Origin of the sequence: Streptomyces caniferus, assembly GCF_009811555.1 — a bacterium.
GTDB lineage: Bacteria > Actinomycetota > Actinomycetes > Streptomycetales > Streptomycetaceae > Streptomyces > Streptomyces caniferus.
Map to the genome: position 1 here is coordinate 301,521 of NZ_BLIN01000003.1, position 20,407 is coordinate 321,927.

At 74.8% G+C, this 20,407-nt stretch carries 18 protein-coding genes; 3 read left to right on the forward strand and 15 right to left on the reverse strand.

Annotation, left to right across the window (positions count from 1 at the left end; genetic code table 11):
* Positions 1 to 339: 339 nt before the first annotated feature.
* From Scani_RS10040 to sigK, 8 genes are all read right to left on the reverse strand, one after another.
* The gene (locus tag Scani_RS10040; protein ID WP_159472542.1) at positions 340 to 1,053 is read right to left on the reverse strand and encodes an alpha/beta hydrolase; all 714 of its coding nucleotides are present in this window, start codon (positions 1,051 to 1,053) and stop codon (positions 340 to 342) included.
* Positions 1,050 to 1,877, reverse strand: a complete 828-nt coding sequence (locus Scani_RS10045; protein ID WP_159472545.1) for a DUF1295 domain-containing protein — start codon at positions 1,875 to 1,877, stop codon at positions 1,050 to 1,052. Before Scani_RS10045 ends, Scani_RS10040 begins: the two co-directional genes overlap by 4 nt.
* Complete coding sequence (locus Scani_RS10050) at positions 1,874 to 3,169, reverse strand: class I SAM-dependent methyltransferase (protein WP_159472548.1); 1,296 nt, start codon at positions 3,167 to 3,169, stop codon at positions 1,874 to 1,876. Before Scani_RS10050 ends, Scani_RS10045 begins: the two co-directional genes overlap by 4 nt.
* Positions 3,166 to 4,482: an SAM-dependent methyltransferase gene (locus Scani_RS10055; protein WP_159472551.1), complete on the reverse strand. Its 1,317-nt coding sequence runs from the start codon at positions 4,480 to 4,482 to the stop codon at positions 3,166 to 3,168. The genes Scani_RS10050 and Scani_RS10055 overlap by 4 nt, the downstream gene beginning before the upstream one ends.
* The gene (locus Scani_RS10060) at positions 4,479 to 5,252 is read right to left on the reverse strand and encodes a DUF1365 domain-containing protein (RefSeq protein ID WP_159472555.1); all 774 of its coding nucleotides are present in this window, start codon (positions 5,250 to 5,252) and stop codon (positions 4,479 to 4,481) included. The genes Scani_RS10055 and Scani_RS10060 overlap by 4 nt, the downstream gene beginning before the upstream one ends.
* Positions 5,249 to 6,514 (reverse strand): NAD(P)/FAD-dependent oxidoreductase, encoded by a 1,266-nt coding sequence (locus Scani_RS10065; protein ID WP_159472558.1) that lies wholly within the window; start codon positions 6,512 to 6,514, stop codon positions 5,249 to 5,251. Before Scani_RS10065 ends, Scani_RS10060 begins: the two co-directional genes overlap by 4 nt.
* Positions 6,515 to 6,797: 283 nt before the next feature.
* The gene (locus Scani_RS10070; RefSeq protein ID WP_159472561.1) at positions 6,798 to 7,544 is read right to left on the reverse strand and encodes an anti-sigma factor; all 747 of its coding nucleotides are present in this window, start codon (positions 7,542 to 7,544) and stop codon (positions 6,798 to 6,800) included.
* Positions 7,541 to 8,128, reverse strand: coding sequence for an ECF RNA polymerase sigma factor SigK (gene sigK / locus Scani_RS10075; protein WP_159472564.1), 588 nt, complete (start codon positions 8,126 to 8,128; stop codon positions 7,541 to 7,543). Before sigK ends, Scani_RS10070 begins: the two co-directional genes overlap by 4 nt.
* 296 nt (positions 8,129 to 8,424) lie before the next feature.
* Between sigK and Scani_RS10080 the strand changes: the two genes are divergently transcribed.
* Positions 8,425 to 9,615 (forward strand): lycopene cyclase family protein, encoded by a 1,191-nt coding sequence (locus Scani_RS10080; RefSeq protein WP_159472567.1) that lies wholly within the window; start codon positions 8,425 to 8,427, stop codon positions 9,613 to 9,615.
* Positions 9,616 to 9,709: 94 nt separating this feature from the next.
* Positions 9,710 to 11,272, forward strand: a complete 1,563-nt coding sequence (locus Scani_RS10085; RefSeq protein WP_159472570.1) for an FAD-dependent oxidoreductase — start codon at positions 9,710 to 9,712, stop codon at positions 11,270 to 11,272.
* A 40-nt stretch (positions 11,273 to 11,312) separates the two neighbouring features.
* Here the strand turns inward: Scani_RS10085 and Scani_RS10090 are convergent, their stop codons facing one another.
* The 7 genes from Scani_RS10090 to Scani_RS10120 form a co-directional block, all read right to left on the reverse strand.
* A complete protein-coding gene (locus Scani_RS10090; RefSeq protein WP_159472573.1) occupies positions 11,313 to 12,326 on the reverse strand; it encodes a Rieske (2Fe-2S) protein in 1,014 nt (337 codons plus the stop codon).
* Positions 12,323 to 13,312, reverse strand: coding sequence for a phytoene/squalene synthase family protein (locus tag Scani_RS10095; protein WP_159472576.1), 990 nt, complete (start codon positions 13,310 to 13,312; stop codon positions 12,323 to 12,325). The genes Scani_RS10090 and Scani_RS10095 overlap by 4 nt, the downstream gene beginning before the upstream one ends.
* Positions 13,309 to 14,844 (reverse strand): phytoene desaturase family protein, encoded by a 1,536-nt coding sequence (crtI, locus tag Scani_RS10100; RefSeq protein ID WP_159472579.1) that lies wholly within the window; start codon positions 14,842 to 14,844, stop codon positions 13,309 to 13,311. Before crtI ends, Scani_RS10095 begins: the two co-directional genes overlap by 4 nt.
* Before the next feature lie 201 nt (positions 14,845 to 15,045).
* A complete protein-coding gene (locus Scani_RS10105; RefSeq protein WP_159472582.1) occupies positions 15,046 to 16,275 on the reverse strand; it encodes a beta-ketoacyl-[acyl-carrier-protein] synthase family protein in 1,230 nt (409 codons plus the stop codon).
* On the reverse strand, positions 16,275 to 16,538 hold the full coding sequence (locus Scani_RS10110) for an acyl carrier protein (protein ID WP_159472585.1): 264 nt from the start codon (positions 16,536 to 16,538) through the stop codon (positions 16,275 to 16,277). The genes Scani_RS10105 and Scani_RS10110 overlap by 1 nt, the downstream gene beginning before the upstream one ends.
* Before the next feature lie 278 nt (positions 16,539 to 16,816).
* Positions 16,817 to 18,376 carry an MFS transporter gene (locus tag Scani_RS10115; protein ID WP_246295678.1) on the reverse strand — a complete coding sequence of 520 codons (1,560 nt, stop codon included), beginning with the start codon at positions 18,374 to 18,376 and terminating at the stop codon, positions 16,817 to 16,819.
* Positions 18,377 to 18,459: 83 nt separating this feature from the next.
* The gene (locus Scani_RS10120; protein WP_159472591.1) at positions 18,460 to 19,242 is read right to left on the reverse strand and encodes a thioesterase II family protein; all 783 of its coding nucleotides are present in this window, start codon (positions 19,240 to 19,242) and stop codon (positions 18,460 to 18,462) included.
* 512 nt (positions 19,243 to 19,754) lie between these two features.
* Here Scani_RS10120 and Scani_RS10125 point away from each other — a divergent pair.
* Complete coding sequence (locus tag Scani_RS10125; RefSeq protein WP_159472594.1) at positions 19,755 to 20,342, forward strand: hypothetical protein; 588 nt, start codon at positions 19,755 to 19,757, stop codon at positions 20,340 to 20,342.
* Positions 20,343 to 20,407: the final 65 nt, after the last annotated feature.

Genomic DNA, 20,407 nt, shown 5'->3' on the forward strand with positions numbered 1-20,407 from the left:
GACAATCTGGTCAGTAAGTTGCCTCTTTTGCTCGGTTCCGGCGATTCTCTTGACGGAAAAGCGACGATCGCGTAATCGCCGGCCTTGCCAAGTACCGCCGTCGAGGCATGCCCTGACGGCCCGTTCGGGCAGGGGCGCACACGGATTCCCCCACCCGGAAGAAGACTTCCCCGTGCGGGACTTGGGCACGCGGAAGAGCCCCGGCACGGCGATCCGGCGGCGGAACCGCGCGCCGGATCGTGCGCGCCTCTCCCTACGCCTGTGCCCTGTGGACGACTGACGGGACGTGTGCGGAGAGGGGTGCCGTGCGGGGCTGCTGTTGCGCGCTTGCGCGGGCCGCTACCCGGGACTCTTCCCGTCGGCCGGGAGCCGCAACGGTGTGCCGTCCAGAATGGCGGCGACCAGTTCCATGGTCAGCCGGTGCCACTGGCGGGCGCCGCGGAGCATGGTGTGCCCGCCGCGCGGCATGGCGACGGCATGGGCCCGGGCCCCCGACTGCCGGGCGCGGTCGGCGAAGAGCCGGGAGCCCTCGGCGTCGGTGATCCGGTCGCGCTCGTCGTGCAGCAGCACGACGGTCCGGTCGCGCAGATGGGAGACGGGTTCGTCGGGCGGGCACCACGGGGCGAGCGCGACGATGCCGCTCACCGCCGGATGCCCACCCGTGTGGAGGGCGGCCCGGCCGCCCATGGAGTGGCCCACGAGCACCACCGGGACGTCGGCGGCGAGCCCGGCCAGCTCGTCGAGCGCCCCGCGGGCGTCCCGGGCGGCGTCCGCCTGTGCCCCGTTCCATCCGCGGCAGCGATAGCGCACGGAGGCCAGCAGCAGATCCCGCCCGCGCGGCGCCCGGGAGATCGCGGATCCGAAGGGACGCATGCGCAGCGCGGGGAGGTTGAGCCGCGGGGGCGGCGTGCGGCCGTCGGCCCGGCCCCCGTGCATCAGCAGCACCGCGGCCCGGGGCGTGTGCGGAGCGCGGTGCACGACCAGCGGACGGTGCGGGGCACCGCGTCCGTCGTCGTCGGCGGTTTCCGTGGGCCGGGCCGGGCCTGTCGTCATGGGCGGGTGTCCTCCGGGTGGGGGCGTCGACGCGGTGGCAGAGGAAGGAAACCGCTGGTGCGGGCGGTGTAGGCGGCGTATCCGGGGCGGTCGGCCAGGTGGTTCTCCAGGAGTCGCTTACCGCTGCCGTAGGTGAGCAGGTACGACATCACCAGCGGCGAGACCACCGTGACCGCGGCGGCCTGCGCGGTGCCGCAGGCCAGCAGGAACAGACCCCACCATACGAGGAAGTCACCGAAGTAGTTGGGGTGCCGGGTCCAGCCCCACAGACCGCGGTCCATCACCCGGCCCCGGTTGTCCGGGTCGGCCTTGAACCGGGCGAGCTGGACGTCACCGACGCTCTCGACGACGAAGCCGACCGCCCACAACAGCCCGCCGGCAACGGCACTCGCCCCCAGCGGCACCGCCACGTACGCAGCCACCTGTACCGGGAGCGAGATCAGCCACACCAGCCCGCCCTGCAACAGGTACACCGTGCGCAGGGCGTAGGCGTCGCGGCTGCCGGGGGCCCTGGCCAGCAGCCGCTCATAGCGCGGATCCTCGCCGTGCCCACGCCCGCGCCGGGCGATGTGGACGGACAGCCGCAGCCCCCACACCGCCGTGGCGACCGTGACCAGGATTCGCCGGCCGTCGTCCCCGTAACCGGCGGACAGGACATACGTCGTCAGCGCCACCGCCGTGAACGCCGCCCCCCAGGCGATGTCCACCAGCCGGTGCAGCCCCTTGGCCCGGGCGACGGCGAACGTGGTGAGCATGACGGCGAACGCGGCAGCGGCCGCCGCGGCGAGGTTGACGGCGAGGGCCGACCAGGGAATTCCGGTCATGTACGGACGTCTCCCGCATACCAGTCGTACGGCGTGCCCGGCATGCCGGCTTCCCCTTCCGGTGTGGGACGAACGGCGAGGATCTGGTCGACGCCCATGCGGCGCTCGGTGAACGCAAGGCCCGCCCCGGCCAGGTAGAGCCGCCACACCCGGGCGGTCGGTTCCCCCGCCAGCGCCACGAACTCCTTCCAGCGGGACTCCAGCGTGTGGTGCCAGGCGGCGATGGTCCGTGCGTAGTGTTCGCGCAGCGACTCCACGGAGCGCACCTCCAGTCCGCCGGCCTCCAGCAGTCCCACGGTCTCGCCCAGCGGGCGCATATGCATATCGGGGGCGATGTAGGACTCGATGAACGCCCCGCCTCCGGGCGCGGCGGCGCCACGGGACATCTGCTGGATCAGCACCCGTCCCCCGGGGCGCACCAGGGCATGCAGCCGGGCGGCGAAGCCCGGGTACTCGGCGTCGCCCACGTGCTCGCCCATCTCGATCGCGCACACCGCGTCGTAGCCGTCCGTCGTGAGGTAGCGGTAGTGCCGGAGTTCGACGTCGACCTGATCGCTCAGCCCCAGCTCCCGCACCCGGGCGGTCACGAAGGCGTGCTGCTCCCGCGAGAGCGTGACCGCGGTGACCTGGGCGTGGTACTCACGCGCCGCGTGGAGCGTGAGGCTGCCCCAGCCGCAGCCGATGTCCAGGAGACGGGCGCCGGGGCGAAGGCCCAGTTTGCGGCAGACCAGCTCCAGTTTGTCGCGCTGGGCGTCGGCCGGTCCGTAGGACGGGTCGGCGGGGCGCTGCCAGTAGCCGCAGGAGTAGGCCATGGTCTCGTCGAGCAGCAGCGCGTACCAGTCGTTGGACAGGTCGTAGTGGTGGCTGATCGCGGCCCGGTCGCGGGCGGTGCTGTGCAGCGTGCCGCGCAGCCGGGCCCGCGGGGCGCCGGGGGCGGGCGGGCGCGGGCCCACGGCGCCGAGCCGCAGTGCGGTCAGGGCCATCCGGGCCAGTTGGCGCGGACGGGGAGAGCCGGGAGCCGGACCGTGTGCGCGTACCGAGCGCCACACCCTGCTCAGACAGTCGGCGAGGTCGCCCTCGACGTCCAGATCGCCGGCGATGTAGGCCTGTGCCAGGCCGAGTTCACCGGGCTGCCACAGCAGACGGCGCAGCGCCCGGGGCGAGCGCAGGACCACGACCGGCGCGGCCTTCGGCCCGGCCTCGCTGCCGTCCCAGGCGCGCAGCCGCACCGGCACATTCCCCGCGAAGTGCCCCGCGAGCAGTGCGGCGAGACGGGGTGCGACCCGCGTCATCGAAGGCCCCCGTCCTGCGCGGTGGCGGCCTTGGTCAGGAGCAGCTGGCGTACGTCCAGGTAGCCGGCGCGGAATCCGGCCTCGCTGTAGGCGAGATAGAACTCCCACATCCGCCGGAACACCGCGTCGAAGCCCAACGTGCCGACCGTGGTGGGCTGCTGGGTGAAGCGCTCGCGCCACAGCCGCAGCGTTTCGGCGTAGTGGCCGCCGAATCCGTCGTTCTCCTGTACGTGGAGACCGGCGCGTGCGGCGCACTCCTCGATGGCCGGGACGGAGGGGATGAGGCCGCCGGGGAAGATGTACTTGTGGATCCAGGTGTACGTGGTGCGGGTGGCGAGCATCCGGTCGTGCGGCATGGTGATCGCCTGGAGCGCGATCCGCCCGCCGGGCACCACCAGACGTTCGAGGGTCTCGAAGTAGACGGGCCAGTAGTCCTCGCCGACGGCCTCGATCATCTCCACGCTCACCACGGCGTCGTGGACCCCGGTCACCTGCCGGTAGTCGCACAGCTCGACCGAGACCCGGTCCGCGTAACCGGCCTGCGCCAGACGCGCCATGGCCAGCTCGCGCTGCTCCTGGGAGAGGGTCACGGAGACCACACGGGCGCCGCGGGCGGCGGCGCGCAGGGCCAGCTCTCCCCAGCCGGTGCCGATCTCCAGCAGGCGCGTGCCCTCGCCGACGCCGGCCAGGTCCAGCAGCCGGTCGATCTTGCGGTGCTGGGCGTCGGCCAGGTCGCTCCATGCGGCGGGGCGTTGGGGGAAGAGGGCCGAGGAGTACGTCATGGTCCGGTCCAGGAAGAGCGCGAACAGGTCGTTGGACAGGTCGTAGTGCCGGTGGATGTTCTCCCGTGCGCCCTCCAGGGTGTTGCGCTGTGCGCTCGGCCTGCGGTGCGCCCAGGCTCCGCGCAAGCGCTGCAGGGGGCGGGGGACCAGCGCGGTGAGGTGGGAGGCGAGGACGGTCAGCGCACCGACCAGCTCGTCCGTGTCCCACTCCCCCGCCATGTAGGACTCGCCGAAGCCGATCAGCCCGTCGGCGCCGATCCGGCGGAAGAAGGCGTCCGGGTCGTGTACCCGCAGCAGGGGGCCCTCGGCGCCCGTGACGGGTGCGTCGCCGAGCGCGATCCGCAACGGGAGGTCCGCGAGGGCCCGTTGGACGATCAGCCGGGTCACGGCGGTACGGCCGGCCGAGCCGCGCGGGATGCGCGCCACATCCGGCCACCTGGCCTCGTCCACCGGCTCCCGGGCCGTGGTGGGTGCGGCGGCCGGGGTGGAGGCGGTACCGGCTTCGGTGCGGTCCGAGACGGAAGTCTTCACTGCATACCTTCCTGGATACGGTGGCGGGGGCGGGGCTGGACGGGCAGCCCGCGCAGGAACAGGGCGATGCCGTGGCGGCGGATCCCGGCCGTGACCGCGGCCGTGGACCAGGGGTGGCGCAGCACCGTGGCCAGCAGGTGCCGGGCGGTCGCGGGCCGACGGGTGCCGCGCACGGTCGCGGTGAACGGCCTGGTGTCCTGGCGCCGCAGCTGTACGGTCAGATCGAGCCGGCCGGCCGGCTCGGGCAGACGCATCCGGTAGGCGCCGTCGACCGGGAAGAACGGCGAGACGTAGAAGTCCTTGGCGACCTCCGCCCGGCCCTGCTCGTCGGTGTGCAGCAGATAGCAGTGGCGCTCGCCGTAGGTGTTGTGCACCTCGGCCACGACGCAGACGGGCGCACCGCTCCGGTCGTGGCACCAGTACAGGGTCAGCGGGTTGAAGACGTGGCCCAGGACCCGGGCGTTGGCGAGCATCAGCACCCGCCCGCCGTCCAGCCGCACCCCACGGCTCGTCAGGAACCGTTCCAGTCCGGCCCGGATGGTCGGTGCGGTGCCGGCGAAGTGGTCCCGGGGGTCGAACCGGGCCAGCGGGCGCAGCGCGAGCGGGAGCCGCGGCGGCCGGTCGAGGTCGACCAGCCACAGGTAGGTGCGGTGGCGCAGGGAGTGGCGCACCGGGGCCGTGCGGGCGTGGGAGACGAGGCACTCGTAGAGGGCGGGTGTGCGGACGTCGGAGGCGGGGACGGCGGCCGGGGCGGTCGTGCGGGGTGTCACCAGCGCACCCCCAGGGACGCGGCGGCCTGGACGCCGGAGCGGCAGCCGTCCTCGTGGAAGCCCCAGCCGTGGTAGGCGCCGGCGAAGGCGGTGACCGCCGTGTCGAGTTGCGGCAGGCTCTGCTGGGCGGCGACCGACTCCGGTGTGTAGAGGGGGTGTTCGTAGACCATGCGCGCCAGGACCCGGTCGGTGGCGACCCGGTCGGTGGCGTTCAGGGTGACGAGGTAGTCCTCCGGGGTGTCCAGCCGCTGCAGGCGGTTCATGTCGTAGGTGACCTGCACCTTGTCCGCGGGGGTGGTGCAGGAGGCCATCAGGTAGTTCCACGAGGCCCGGGCCCCGCGGGCGCGGGGCAGCAGCGAGGTGTCGCCGTGGAGCAGGGTGGTGTTGCGCGAGTAGGAGAACGCGCCCAGGACCCGCCGTTCGTCGTCGGTGGGGTCGGCGAGCATCCGCAGGGCCTGGTCGGGGTGGACGGCCACCACCACGGCGTCGTAGGTGCGGTCCGTACCGTCCTCGGCGACGATCCGGGCCCGGCCCCGCCCGCGGTGCACCGCGCGCACCGGGGTGCCGGTGCGGACCGCCGTGAGCTGCTTGGCGACCCGGCCGACGTACTCCACCGAGCCGCCGGTCACGGTCTTCCACTGCGGGGAGCCGCTGACGGACAGCAGCCCGTGGTGTTCGAGGAAGCGGAAGAGATAGACGGCCGGGTACTGCATGGCGGTCGTGGGGGCGCAGGACCAGACCGCGGAGACCAGCGGCGTCACGAAGTGGGTGACGAAATACCGCGAGAAGCCGCAATCGCCGAGGAATCCTCCGAGGGTCAGGGTGTCCCCGCGCTCGGCGGCGAGCGCGGTGCGCGCCGCGCGGTGGAAGGCCCGGATCTCGGTCAGCATCCGCAGATAGCGCCCCCACAGGGCGCTGCGCGGCTGGGCGAACAGCCCGGCAGGACCGCGGGCTCCGGCGTACTCCAGGCCGCAGCCCTCGCACCGTACGGACATGCTCATCTCGGAGTCCTGCGTGGCCACCCCGAGTTCGTGGAAGAGCCGTAGCAGCAGGGGGTAGGTGCGTTCGTTGTGGACGATGAAACCGGTGTCGACGCGTACCACCCGGCCGTCTCCGGAGGTCGTGTCGTGGGTGTGGGCGTGCCCGCCGAGACGGTCGTCCGCCTCGTACAGCGACACCTCGCAGCCTCCTTGCTGCAGCACATACGCGGCGGTGAGTCCCGCCACCCCGCCGCCCACCACAGCTATCCGCCGACGCTCCACCGCAGGTGCCTCCTCATCTCGGGGCGGGCCGCGTCAGGGGTGCGGCGGCCCGCTCGGTGAGGGATTCGGTGCCGGGGGCGGGGCGGATTGGTCTCGATGTGAGGCCCTGGTGTTCGGACCGGTCGCGATGGGCCGGAGTGCCCCGGCGCGCGGGCCCCGGCGGTCCCATCAGGGCGCGCCGACGGGACCGGCGGCCGGCCATGGGAGGGCCGGCCGCCGGTGTCATCCGTCGTTTCCTGAGGTCACACGCCCCTTGCCGGGGTCGCCTGTTGCTTCCTGGGGATCAGACCCGCAGGAGACCCAGCGGCGGGCTGGTGGGACTGCTGGAGCCGCCCGGGGGTTCGGCCGTGACGCCGACCCCGTCCGCGCCCTGGGGGCCGCCGGTCAGCAGCATGGTGCCGGAGGAGCGGCCGGGCTGGACGAGCCCGGCGGGGACCATGGTGCCGTTGCGGCTGTACCAGAGTTCGTACACCCGCTGACTCGGCAGGGCCGGCAGCCCGTGGTACAGGAACGCGGCCTGCCCCCTCCGCTTGGAGGCCACCACGGTCCCGCTGCCCCCGCCCTTGAAGGCCGTGGTGTGGAAGGTGGCGTCCGGCGCGGCCATCAGGGCACTGACCGCGGCCGCCTGCTCCTCGGCGCGGACGGTACGGTCGCGCTGCTGGTCGGCGTCGTGCCGGGCGTTGACGGCCAGCCCGCCGGCGACCGCGGCGATGACCAGACAGGCGGCCGCCGCGAGGTAGGGCAGGCGGTGGGGCGCTCGCCTGCGCAGCGGGACCACCGTGGCCTCGCGCTGTATCGGCGGCAGTTGCCGGACCTCGGGCAGGGCCGCCATCACGCGGATGCGGAGGTCCGCCGGGGGCACCTCGGCGACGGCCAGGGCGAGCCGGGCCGCGGTCTCCTGCAACTCGCGTACTTCCTGGGTGCACGCCTCGCACTGGGCGAGGTGGCGGGAGAACTCCGCCGCCTCGTGCTCGGACAGCGCGCCCAGGGCGTAGGCACCGGTGAGTGTGTGCAGATCTACGGTGTTCATGCCGACACCCCCAAGCAGTCGCGCAGCCGGATCAGACCGTCGCGCAGCCGTGTCTTGACCGTGCCCAGCGCCGTGCCCAGCAGGTCGGCGGTCTCCCGGTAGGTGTACCCGCGGTAGTAGGCGAGCGTCACCGACTCCCGTTGCAGATCGGTCAGCTGTCCCAGACAGCGGCGCACCTGCTCGCGCTCCAGACGCCGTTCGACCTGCTCGCTGACCTCGTCGAAGGCCGCGGTGTAGGCGTGCAGCCCGGCCCGGTGGTCGCGGTCGGCCGCCGCCTGGGCCGAGCGCACCCGGTCCACCGCGCGCCGGTGGGTCAGGGTCATGATCCAGGCCATGGCACTGCCCTGCCGCGCGTCGTACCGGGCCGCGGACCGCCACACCTCGATCAGCACCTCCTGTGCCACCTCCTCGGACTGGGCCGGATCCCGCACCACCCGGCGCACCAGGCCCAGTACGGAACCCGCCACCGCTGTGTAGAGACTCTCGAACGCGTGCTGGTCGCCGCGGGAGACGCGGTCGAGCAGTGTTTCCAGGGCACCGGTATGCGGCGCTGAGGATCGGTCGCCGCGGGCTGCGACGGGCATGGACACCTCCGGACTGTGACAAGGTCACCAGTGATTCGGCGCCGGGCGACACCTGGATTGGTCGGAAAGGATTCTGGCGTACGCCGCGGCGGGCGCCGCGGGCGGGCCCTGCCCTCACGGCGTCGGCCGGTCGCGCCCGCTCCCGCGTTCCGGTCCTGCCGACCGGTGGGCGGCGCGGCCCCGCAGGCCGCGGTGCCGGCCGGCCCACCGGTTGCCCGCGCGTCGGACCCCGCCTCCCGGCCCCCTGCTGCGGAAGGATCACCGTCGGGCTCGTCGAGGCGCAGGGAGGTCCGGGCGTGCGGGACGCGGATGTCGTGATCGTCGGCGCGGGAGCGGCCGGCCTGTCGCTCGCCCACCGGCTGTGCGAACCGGCGACCGGCGGCCGGGAGCCGAGAGTGCTGCTCGTCGACGCACCCGTCGGGCCGCTCACGCCCCGGGAACGGACCTGGTGCTACTGGGAGGCGCCCGACGGCGCGTTCGACTCCGCGCTGACCGCGTCATGGGAACGGCTGCGGGTGCACGGCCCCGACGGGACGGCGACGGAGGGCCGCCCCGTGCCCTTGCGGTACAAGATGCTGCGCTCGCGCGACTTCGAGGCGCTCGTCGGCGCCCGGCTCGCCGGCCGGAGCACCGTCGTCCGGACCGGCGCGACGGTGGAGTCCGTGCGGGACGTCGCCGGGGGCGCGGAGGTACGGGGGCGCGACGGGGCGGGGCGGCCGGTGGCCTTCCGGGCGCGCTGGGCCTTCGACTCCCGTCCGGGCGCCCGGCTCCCGCCCGCCCGCACCACCCTCCAGCAGCACTTCCGGGGCTGGTTCGTCCGCACCCGGCGGCCGTCGTTCGATCCCACGACCGCGGACCTGATGGACTTCCGCACCCCGCAGCCCGCCCATGGCCTGTCCTTCGGGTACGTGCTGCCGCTGAGCGAGCACACCGCGCTCGTGGAGTACACCGAGTTCTCCCGCCGGATCCTCGCTACCGCGGCCTACGAGCGGGCGTTGCGCGAGTACGCCGCGCGCGTGCTGCGGCTGGACGCGTTCCGGGTGACCGCGGTCGAGCAGGGCGCGATCCCGATGACCGACGGCCGGTTCCCGCGGCGGACGGGCCGTTCGGTGTTCCGCATCGGGACCGCGGGCGGCGCCACCCGTGCGTCGACCGGCTACACCTTCGCCGCCGTCCAACGGCAGTCCGCACGCATCGCGGCCGCCCTCCTGGCGGGCCGGCCCCCGCTCCCCCCGCCCGCCCACACGGCCTGGCACCGGGCGATGGACGCCGTGCTGCTGCGCGCGCTGGACAGCGGCCGGGTGGACGGCGCCGAGTTCTTCACCGGTCTGTTCCGCACGGTGCCGATGGAGCGGCTGCTGCGGTTCCTCGACGGCCGCTCCCGCCTGTGGGAGGACCTCAGCATCGGCCTGCGCACCCCGGTGCTGCCCATGCTCCGCACCGCCGTCGAGCTTCCGCTGCTGCCGCGTCGGGCCACCGTGCGGTGAACCCGCCATCCGTACGCCCCCGGACCGGAGGAGACCCCGTGACACCGCTGCCCGAGAACGTCCCGCCCACCGCGTGCGCCCCGCGGGAGCGCGCGTGACCTCCCCCGGGCGCGCGCGGAGCGGGGCCGCGCGGCACGGACGCGACCGCCGGGCGCAACGGCTGCCGGGGCCGCCGGGGCGGGATCGGGCAGCGGCCGACGGGCCCGCTGTGGCGGTGGTCGGCGGCGGTATCGCGGGCCTCTCGGCCGCGACCGCGCTGGCCGAGCGGGGCGTGCGGGTGACGTTGTACGAACGGGGAGGGGAGCTGGGCGGCCGGCTGGCGGGCTGGCCGGTGCGGCTCGCCGACGGGTCGACGGCGACCATGAGCCGTGGGTTCCATGCGTTCTTTCCGCAGTACTACAACCTGCGGGGGCTGCTGCGCCGGGTTGACCCGGGGCTGGACGTGCTCAGGCGGCTGCCCGACTATCCGCTGCACCACCGTGCGGGCGCGCGGGACAGTTTCGCGCGGGTGCCACGGACACCGCCGTGGAGCGCGCTGGGATTCGTGGCGCTCAGTCCGACGTTCACCTGGCGGGACCTGGTGCGGATGCGGCCCGGTGCGGCCCTGCCGCTGCTCGACGTACGGGTGCCGCAGGTCTATGAGCGTCTGGACGGCATCAGCGCCCATGACTTCCTCTCCCGCATCCGCTTCCCCGAGGCCGCGCGGCACCTCGCGTTCGAGGTGTTCTCCCGGAGTTTCTTCGCGGACCCGCGGGAACTGTCGGCCGCCGAGCTGGTGTTGATGTTCCACATCTACTTCCTCGGCTCCAGCGAGGGGCTGCTCTTCGATGTGCCCGCCGAGCCCTTTCCGCAGGCGTTGTGGCACCCCCTCGCCCGGTACCTGACGGGGCACGGGGTGCGGCTGTGCACGGACACGGCGGTGACGGGGGTCGAGCCGGTGGCCGGCGGCGGGGTGCGGGTCGTCGCGCGGGGCGAGGAGCACCGGTTCGACGCGGTGGTGCTCGCGCTGGACACCGGTGGGCTGCGGCAACTCGTCGCCGCGTCCGGGAAGTTGGGGGACGCGGCATGGCGGGCGCGTATCGGACGGCTGCGGACCGCGCCGCCCTTCCTGGTGTCGCGGCTGTGGCTGGAGCGGCGGGTGCGCGCCGACCGGCCGGGTTTCCTGGGCACCAGCGGCTTCGGCTCGTTGGACAATGTCAGTGTGCTGGAGCGCTGGGAGGGGGAGGCGGCCCGCTGGTCGGCCCGCACCGGCGGTTCGGTGCTCGAACTGCACGCCTACGCCGTCGCCCCGGGCGCCGACCGGGGGCGCGAACAGCGGCGTCTGGTGGAGCAGTTGCACGCCGTCTATCCGGAGACCCGCGGCGTGCGGATCGTCGACCGGCGGCACGAGTGGCGGGCGGACTGTCCGCTGTTCCCGGTGGGCGGCTTCGGCGACCGGCCGACCGTGCGCACGCCCGACCCACGGGTGGTGGTCGCGGGCGACGCGGTGCGCACACCGTTCCCGGTGGCCCTGATGGAGCGCGCCGCGACGACCGGGTTCCTCGCGGCCAACGCGCTGCTGGGGCGCTGGGGCGTACGCGGCCAGACCCTGTGGACCGTGCCGGACAGGGGGCGCTCCGCGGCGCTGCGGTGGGCGGCGCGGTGGGCGGACAGGTGACCGGGGTGTGCTCCCGGTACCTCCACGTGGCGGGCCGGGTTCAGCCCGGATGGCGTCCGCTGCTGCGCAGCTCCCAGCGGCGCTCGGCGTAGGCCAGGTCGTCGCGCCACAGCCGTCGGGAGGCGGCGCGCATCAGCGGGCGCAGGGCGGGCGCGGCAGCGTGGGCGAGGGCGAATCCGGGGCGCCGGGACGTGGCGACGATCGCCTCGGTGACCGCGGTGCGCGGGCGTCCCCGGTCGTCCGGGCCCAGCGGCGTGGCATGGGTCTCCACCACGGAGCCCTGGCCCTCGCCCGCCTCGATGTGCATCACCACGGTGCGGGGCTCGGGGGCGGCGAAACGGGCCGTGACCGGCACCACGGCGCGTCCGGCGACCTTGAAGGAGACCTCGACGGCGATGCCGTCGGACCGCTCCGTACCGCGCTCCGGTGAGGGGTCCACCACGGTCAGGTCGACGAAGGAGTACGGGTGGAACCATGCGCCGTGCCACGGGTCGAGGCGGTTGGCGATCACGTCCTCGGGGTCGCAGACCCCGGTGACGGTGTGGACGGCGGTGACGGCGCCCGCCGTCCGCGGCCGGAGCGGGAGGACCGGCTCGGGCAGCGGCGGTTCGCCGCCGGCCTCGTCGAGGCGTACCCAGGCCAGCAGACCGTCGTCGTGGGCGGGGAACGGCTCCCAGCCGGCGAACGGGGCGCCGTCCAGGGCGAGTCCGTGCCAACGGCAGCGGAGGGTGCCGCCGTGCACGGGGCTCCGGTCCAGCGGCGCGCCGAGGTGCGGGCAGGCCCCCGGCCCGGCGAGCAGCCGGCCCGCCGCGTCGCGCCAGGCGACGACCTCGACGCCGGCGACGGTACGGCCGAAGGAGCGGCGGGCGCCGATGTCGCCGGTCGCGCCGAGGACGAACCAGTTGCCCGACGGGCGGGCGAGGGCGGCCTTGACGGCGTCGGCGAGGAGCGCGGGTTTCGCCTCGCGCCAGGTCGGACGCTGCGCCTCCCACCGCACGGGCCTGCGGCGCAGCCGGAGCGGGAGCCGCGCGGGCCGGCGGGCCTCCTGGGTCATGAGGTCTCCTTCTGCGGGCGGTGCGGCACCCCGGCACGCGGCACGGCGGGGCGGCGGGCGGCGATGCGGGCGGCGGCTACCCGGACCAGACCGCCGGCGGCGGTGGCCGCGCGGCGTCGGCGGGAGACCACCGAGCGGCGGTGCAGCACGGCGTACCCGTCGTCGCGCACGGCGTCGAGGATGGCGCTGTAGAGGACGAACGCGGTGCGGATGCACGGCCGCGAGACCGGGTCGAGCAGGGCGAGGCCGGGTGCCGCCTCGCGGTAGACGCCGCGGGTGAGTTCGGCGGCCGCCGTCATGGCCGCGGTGATCCGCGGGTCGCGGTGGCCGGTGTCCCGGCTCCACCGGAGCAGGGCGCGGTCGACGCCGTGCGCCGCCAGCAGGTCGGCGGGCAGATAGATCCGGCCCCGGTCGAGGTCCTCTCCGACGTCGCGCAGGAAGTTGGTGAGCTGGAAGGCGATGCCGAGGGCCGCGGCGTGCGGGGCGGCCTCCTCCTGCGGCACGACCGTGCCGAGCACCGGGAGCATCTCCAGCCCCATCACCGCGGCCGAGCCGTGCACATAGCGGCGCAGGTCCTCGTACGTCGGGTAGTCCGTGACCGTCAGATCGCTGCGCATCGACGCCATGAAGTCCGCGAAGTGCCGGTGGTCGATGCGGTACACGGCAGCGGTGTGCGCCACCGCGCGCACCACCGGCTCCGCGGTCTCTCCCCCGCGCAGGCCCTCCTCCAGGCAGCGCTGGAGGGCACCGAGCGCCCGTGCGCGGTCGGCGGTGGTGCGGCCGGGTCCGGGATCGTCGACGAGGTCGTCGGCCCGGCGGGCGAAGCCGTACAGGGCGTGGACGGCAGGCCGTCGCTCCACGGGCAGCAGCCGGGTGGCGAGGAAGTAGGTCCTGCCGTGCCGGGCGTTGAGCCGGCGGCAGTGGGCGTAGGCGTCGCGCAGGAGGGGGTCGGTGATGCCTGCGGCGTCCAGTTCGCGAGCGGTCATGCGGGGATGCCTCTCGGGGTGCGGCGGGCGGTGCCCGCGGGGGACCGGGCGGGCCGCGGGCCGGTGATCCGGGCGGCGGCGAGCTTGCCGGAGATCAGGACGGTGGGGACACCGACGCCCGGGGTGGTGCCGCAGCCCGCCAGCACGGCGTTCTCCGTGCCGCGCACGAGGTTGCGGGGGCGGAAGGGGCCGGTCTGCGCCAGGGTGTGGGCGGCCGAGAAGGGGGTTCCGGCGGCGAGTCCCTGCGCGGTCCAGTCGGCGGGGGTGACCAGGTGCTGGACTTCGATGGCGGTACCGATGCCGGTCAGTCCGCGGCGCTCCAGTACGGCGAGCAGGCTGTCGCGGTACCGGGGTGCCAGGTCGTGCCAGTCCGCTGCGCCGGGGCCGGTCTCGGTGTTGGGACAGGGCGCCAGGATGTAGTGCAAGTGCCGCCCGGGCGGGGCGAGTTCCGGGTCGGAGGCGGTGGGGCGGGTGACGAGCAGCGAGGGGTCGCTCATCAGCCGTCCGGTGCGGGTGAGTTCGTCGAAGGTCCGCTCCCACGCGGCGCCGAAGGAGAGCGTGTGGTGTGCCAGCCGTGGCCACGTGCGGTCGGTGCCGGCGTGCAGGACCACGGCGGAGGGCGCGTGACGGAGGCGCAGCGGGCGGCGGGGGCGGCGGCCGAGCAGCCGGTGGACGACCGGGAGGTCGGGGGTGAGGACCACCGCGTCGCAGGGGATGCGCTCGTGTGCGGTGACCACGGCCGTGATCCGGTCGCCGCGGCGTTCCAGCCGGGTGACCGGATGGCCGTAGCGGAACGCGGCACCGGCGTCGGCGGCCGCGGCGGCCATGGCCCGGGGCAGGGCGTGCATCCCGCCGCGCGGGAAGTACACCCCGGCGACCGTGTCCATGTAGGCGATGACGGCGTAGGCGGCCAGGGCGCGGGCGGGCGGCACACCGGCGTACAGCGCCTGGAAGGAGAAGACCCGGCGCAGCCGCGGGTCCGGCAGGAAGCGGCCGATGCGGGCGTCGAGCCGGCCGAAGCCGCCGAGCGCGGCGAGGCGGACGAGGTCCGGGTGCAGCAGTTGCAGCGGTGAGTCGAAGTTGGCGTCGATGAAGCGGTGCCGCTGGACCGCGTACAGCTGCTGGAGCCAGTGCCGCAGCCGTCGGTAGCCGTCGGCCGCCCCGGCGCCGGCGAACCGTTCGACCTCCGCCTCCATGGCCTGTGCGTCCGTGTGCACGTCCAGCTCGCTGCCGTCGGCGAACCGGGCGCGGTACGCCGGGTGCAGTGCCCGCAGCTCCAGCCGGTCGGCGAGCCGTTCGCCGACCGCCGCGAACGCCTCGTCGATGAGGTCCGGCATGGTCAGCACGGTCGGTCCGGTGTCGATGCGGTAGCCGTGGCTGTCGATCCGGCCGGCCCGTCCGCCGGGCTGCGCCTCGCGCTCGACGACCGTCACCCGTCGGCCGGCACCGAGCAGATGCAGCGTGGCGGACAGTCCGGAGAGACCGGCGCCGACCACCACCACATGGTCGGTGGGGCCTGTGACCGCTCTCATGAACCGCCCCCTTCGGCACTGCGGGCGGGCACGCCCCCGAACGGCCGGACGCGGGACAGCGGGCCGGTGTCGCGGTGTGCGTCCCTGCGCACCGCGGGGTGTGCGCCGGCCCCGGTACGAGGGCGCATCGTGAGTCCTCTCGTCGCGTCGACGGGCGAAGGGGGCGGCGCGCACCCGGCTGTTCGCCGGTCCGGGCGCGCGTCAGGCGGAGCGGAAGACCAGTGCGGCGTTCTGGCCGCCGAATCCGATGGAGAGGCTGGCGGCGGCGGACTGGGCCGTGGTGCGGGGGACTTTGGCCACGATGTCCAGGTCGATGTCGAGGTCGGTGTCTTCGTGGTTGACGGTGGGCGGGACGGTGTCCCGTTGCAGGCTCATGACGGTGACGGCCGCTTCGATGGCGCCCGCGGCTCCGATGGCGTGGCCGAGCGCGCCCTTGAGGGAAGTGACGGCGGGAGGCGCGGGGAACACGCTGTGCAGCGCCTTGGCCTCGGCCAGGTCGTTGCGCCGGGTTCCGGTGCCGTGCGCGTTGATGTGGTCGATGTCCCCGGGCACCGCGCCGGCGTCCGCCAGGGCCGCGGTGAGGGCCGCCGCCGCTCCCCGGCCGTCCGGGTCGGGGGCGGCGTAGTGGTAGGCGTCGCAGCTCGCCCCGTAGCCGACCAGGTGTGCGCGCGGGCGGGCACCGCGGGCCTGCGCATGGGCGGGGCGTTCCAGCACCAGGACGGCCGCGCCTTCGGAGAGGACGAAGCCGTCGCGTGCGGCGTCGAAGGGGCGGCAGGCGCCCGCGGGGTCGGCCGTCCGTGTGGAGAGGGCGCCCATGCGGTGGAAGCAGGCGGCGGGGATGGGGTGGCGCGCGGATTCCGCCCCGCCGGCCAGGACGATGTCGCAGGTCCCGGAGCGCAGCAGGTCACGGGCGATGCCCAGGGCGCTGCTGCCGGAGGCGCAGGCGGTGGAGACCGCGAAGTTGGGTCCGGTGACCGTCAGGTCGAGGGCGATCTCGGCGGCCGCCATGTTGGGCACGCTGCGGGTGATGGCGAGCGGCGAGATGTCCAGCGGCCGGCCGGCCGCGAGCTTGGCGAACTCGCCGACGTAGCGCTCCATGCTGCCCGTGCCCGTCCCCATGACCACCCCGACGCGCGCGGGGTCCCAGTCAGTGGGGTCCAGACCGGCGTCGGCGACGGCGTGCCGGGCGGCGAGGAGGGCCATGGCGACGAAGCGGTCCAGCCGCCAGGCGGCTTTCCGGCCGACCAGGGCGGCGGTGTCGAAGTCCGGCACCCGGCAGGAGATGTCCACCGGCAGGCCCGCGAGTTCGGGGTCCCGGGCGGCGGTGGACCGGCCGGTGAGCAGGCCGTCCCAGGTTGCCCGGGCGCCGATCCCGGCCGGGCTGATGACCCCGAGGCCGGTGACGGCGACCTCGCGGCACTGACCGGGCATCAGGCCCCGCTGTGCGGCGCCGCGAACAGCGCCGAGTCGGCGTCCTGGGCGTCCATGAGGGCCGCCAGCTCCTCGATGCTCGTCTGCAGCGGAACGTCCTCCAGCGAGATCCCGGTGCGTTCCTGCAGCATCAGCCCCATCTCGACCAGCGCGAGCGAGTCCAGCCCCAGGTCCTCGAAGGTGCGCTCGGGGGTGACCTCGGCCGGGTCCAGATCGAAGGTCTCGGTGAGAGTGCTGGTGATCAGCTCGGTACTGGTGGACACGGTGACTCCTTCGGTGGGTGAGGTGGTGCCGGCGAAGGCCACGGCGCGGCACTGTCCGGGCGCGGTACGTCGGTGCCCGCGGGCACCGCGCGTCCGTTCAGCGGCGGCTCGGGACACCCCGGTACGTGCCGGTGCGGGCGGGGCGGTGCATCGCGGCTCCAGGCAGGCGGGCGGCGGTCGGCACCGGAGACCGGTGCGCGGGGAGCGGTCTCGCGCTCCCTACTTTCTCCGACCCGGTGCTCGGGCAGCGGCCTTGAAGGCACCTCCGAACGAGTGACTTATCGCTCTATAGCCCCGGCTGCGGATCCTCGCCGGGCTCCGGCCGCGGCCGGCGGGGCGGCAGGGCCGTCACAGGGGAGGCGGGCGGCGTGGGACGCGGGCGGCCGGCCGAGCCAGCGTGCCGCCGCGACGGCGGTGACCAGGGTGACGGCTCCGGCGACGACGGCGGTGAGCGTCATCGCGTCCGTGAAGGCCCGGCGCGCGGCGGCCAGCACCCCGGCGCGCAGCGGGCCGGGCAGCCGCATCGCCTGTGCGGGGACGGACAGCATGCTGTGCTCGGCCGCTTCCGTCACCAGCGCCGGGGCGTGCAGACCGGCGAGGGAGGTGCTGAACCGGGAGGTGAAGACGGCGGCGAGCAGGGAGCCCTGGACGGCCACCCCGAGCGCGGAGCCGACCTGGCGGGTGGCGTCGTTGATGGCCGAGCCGAGTCCGGCCCGTTCGGTGGCGACCGAGCCCATCACCGACTCGGTGGCCGCCGCCGCCACCAGGCCGGCGCCCACGCCCGCGACCAGTTGGAAGGCCGCGCAGTGCGGGTAGCCGGAGTCGGGGGTGGTGGTCGCCAGGACGGCGAAGCCGGCCGTCACCAGCAGCAGTCCGCCGACGACGGGGAGCCTGCCGCCCAGCCTGGCCCGTACGGGTACGGCGCACACCGCGCCCAGCGCGAGTCCGGCCGGCAGCGGCAGCGTCCGCACACCGGCCTGCCAGGGGCTGAAGCCGAGCACGCCCTGGAGGTAGAGGGTCAGGACGAAGAGCGCGCCGAACATGGCGAAGGACATCAGGGCCAGGGCCGCCGCGGCCACGCCGATGCCCGGCACCCGCAGCAGGTACAACGGGAGCATGGGGGCGGGCGTGCGCAGTTGCCGGCCGACGAAGGCGGCCAGCAGCAGGGCGGCGACGGTGAATCCGGTGAGTGCGGCCGGGCTGGTCCAGCCGCGGTGCGGGCTCTCGGTGATCGACCACACCAGCGCCAGCAGTCCCGCGGCCGACAGCGCGGCACCGGGCACGTCGAAGCCGCCGCGCCGCCGCGTATGCGACTCGGGCACCAGGGCGAGGGCCAGGACGATGACGACGGCGGACAGCGGCAGATTGATCCAGAACGCGGCGCGCCAGGAGGAGTGCTCCACCAGCCAGCCGCCGATGACCGGACCGCACAGCCCGCCCATGCCGCCGACCGCGGCCCAGGCGGCGATCGCCCGGCTGCGCAGCCGGGGTTCGGGGAAGAGGTGGTGGAGGACCGCCAGCGTGGCCGGCATCAGCAGGGCCGCCCCGGCCCCCATGCCGCAGCGCGCGGCGATCACCTGCCAGGGGTGTCCGGCCAGCGCGCCGCCGAGCGAGGCGCCTCCGCAGACCGCCACCCCGCAGACGAAGGACCGCCGCCGGCCCCAGGCATCGGTGAAGGCTCCGACGGCCAGCACCGTGCCGCCCAGTACCAGGGCGAAGCCGTCCACGATCCACTGCACCTGCGCGGTGGAGGTGTCCAGGTCGTCCTGCAGGTCGGGGACGGCGACGTTGAGGACCGTCAGGTCCAGGCCGAGCATGAACAGGCCGAGGCACACCACGGCGGCCGCTCCCCCGCGCCGCGCAGGTCCGGCGGGCCCTCCGGCCCGTCCTGCGGCCGGTCCCGCGGTCGGCGAAGCGGCCGTCATGCCGTCGCCACCGGGCGGTGGAGGACGGTGTCGAGCGCACCGGTGAGGTGGTCCACCAGTGCCTTCGTCCCGGTCTGCAGGTAGGTGTGCCCGCCGGGGAAGAGCTGGGTGTCCGCGGGCGTGCTGACCAGGTCGTTCCAGGCCCGGAGTTCCGGTACGGGAGTGACGGGGTCCTGCTCGCCGCCGTAGAGGGCCAGCGGCACGTCGAGCGGGGGGCCGGTGCGGTGCCGGTAGTGCAGGAGCAGCAGGCAGTCGGCCAGCAGCGGGGTGCAGGCCGCGGCCATCAGCCGCGCATCGGCCAGCAGTTGTTCGGGGATCGGGCCGACGAGTTCCCGGAGGCCCTCCAGGCCGGCCGTCAGGCGTGGCGGCAGCCCGGCACTGTAGGCGTCGATATGCGGTGCCGACAGCGAGGACACCGCCAGCAGTGCGGGCAGGCGGCCGTGGGTGCGCCGCAGATGCCGGGTCGCCTCGTAGGCCAGCAGCGCGCCCGCACTGTGGCCGAAGACCGCGAACGGGCGGGGGTCGGCCCAGTCGTCCAGCACCGAGGCGAGCCGGGCGCTGAGGTAGGCGGGGTCGGTCAGCGACGGCTCGGCGGAGCGGGCTCCCCGGCCGGGCAGTGCCACCGAGCACGGCTCGATCCAGGACGGCAGCAGGGGCGCCCATCGCAGATAGCAGTCCGGGCCGGCCCCGGCGGGCGGCACGCAGTACAGGCGCAGCGCCGCCTGCGGGCGGGCGGCGAGCACCACGCGCTGCGGCACCGCCGACGCCGCTGCCGTCACCGACGTCGACTCTTCCGTGAAACCGACACCCACGACACACGCCCTTCGCCTCGCGCTCCACTGGCCGGGCTCCGCCCTCGTACCGCAGGGCGCCCCGAACGGGGCCGCGTTCAGCCGTGGTGCCGGGACCGCCCGGCGCCACGGCCGCCGGCCGGCGGGGCCCGGGGGCCGTCCGGCCGGGCACAGGACCGATGCCCACGCCGACCCTGCCCTCCCCCGCCGCCTCACTCCACACACCACGCACGGCACCGGTCCCCTCTGACACCAACGGCGGCAGCTCCCGGCGCGCGGGCCGGCGGCGGAGGCCCCGCGGCAGGACCAGCGGTGAAGCGGGTGGCCCCGTGCCCGCATCGGCCCCGGGTACCCCTCCCGCTTCCGCCGTGCGGCGGAGTCGCACCCCCTTGGGGGGCGATGTACAGCGGCGCGGCGCACGGAACCGTGGTGAGCAGCGGCGGGAATCGCCGCTCTGCCGCACCGATTCCGGTCGATGACCGCATCCCCAGGAGGACGCAATGCCTCGAATCCGCCGCTCGTTCGTCGTGGCCGCCGCCGCCCTCGCCGCCTGTACGGCGGCCGCGCTGACCCTGGGCACGACCGCGCCGGCCGCGGCCGCCGGGACCGGCCCCCGGGCCGTCCGGCAGGGCGCCGGGGAACCGTCGCTGACGGGCTCGGGCAAGCTCGCCCGGCAGCCCGGCGACGACGTCCGCTTCCGTTTCGACGCCCATGGGTTCGCCGACGGGGCGCGCGGCACGTTCTTCGTCAGCCACCACCTCGGCAAGGACTGGGGCGGATATGCCAAGGGCCGGATCGACTGCCTGCTGACGGGTGGTCCGGTGGCCGTCGCCACCGGCGTCGTGACCGAGTCGCACTTCAAGAACGCACCGGGCCTGCCGAAGATCGGGGACCTCCGGGGCAAGCGGTTCGGCTTCACCGTCCTGGACGGCGGCAAGGAGGACCGGCTGGGTTACAGCTGGGCCATGGACGGCCTGCCGAAGAACAGCGTCGGCAGGTGCCTGGGCTCGGCCCCGTTCGAGACCCTGGAGAAGGGCGGCTTCACGGTCCACCACTGGATGCCGCCGCGCGAGCCGGCCGGGCGCTGATCCCGCGCCCCCGGCGGCCGGGTGTGGAGCATACGCGTGCGCCGCACCCGGCCGCCGTTCCGTCC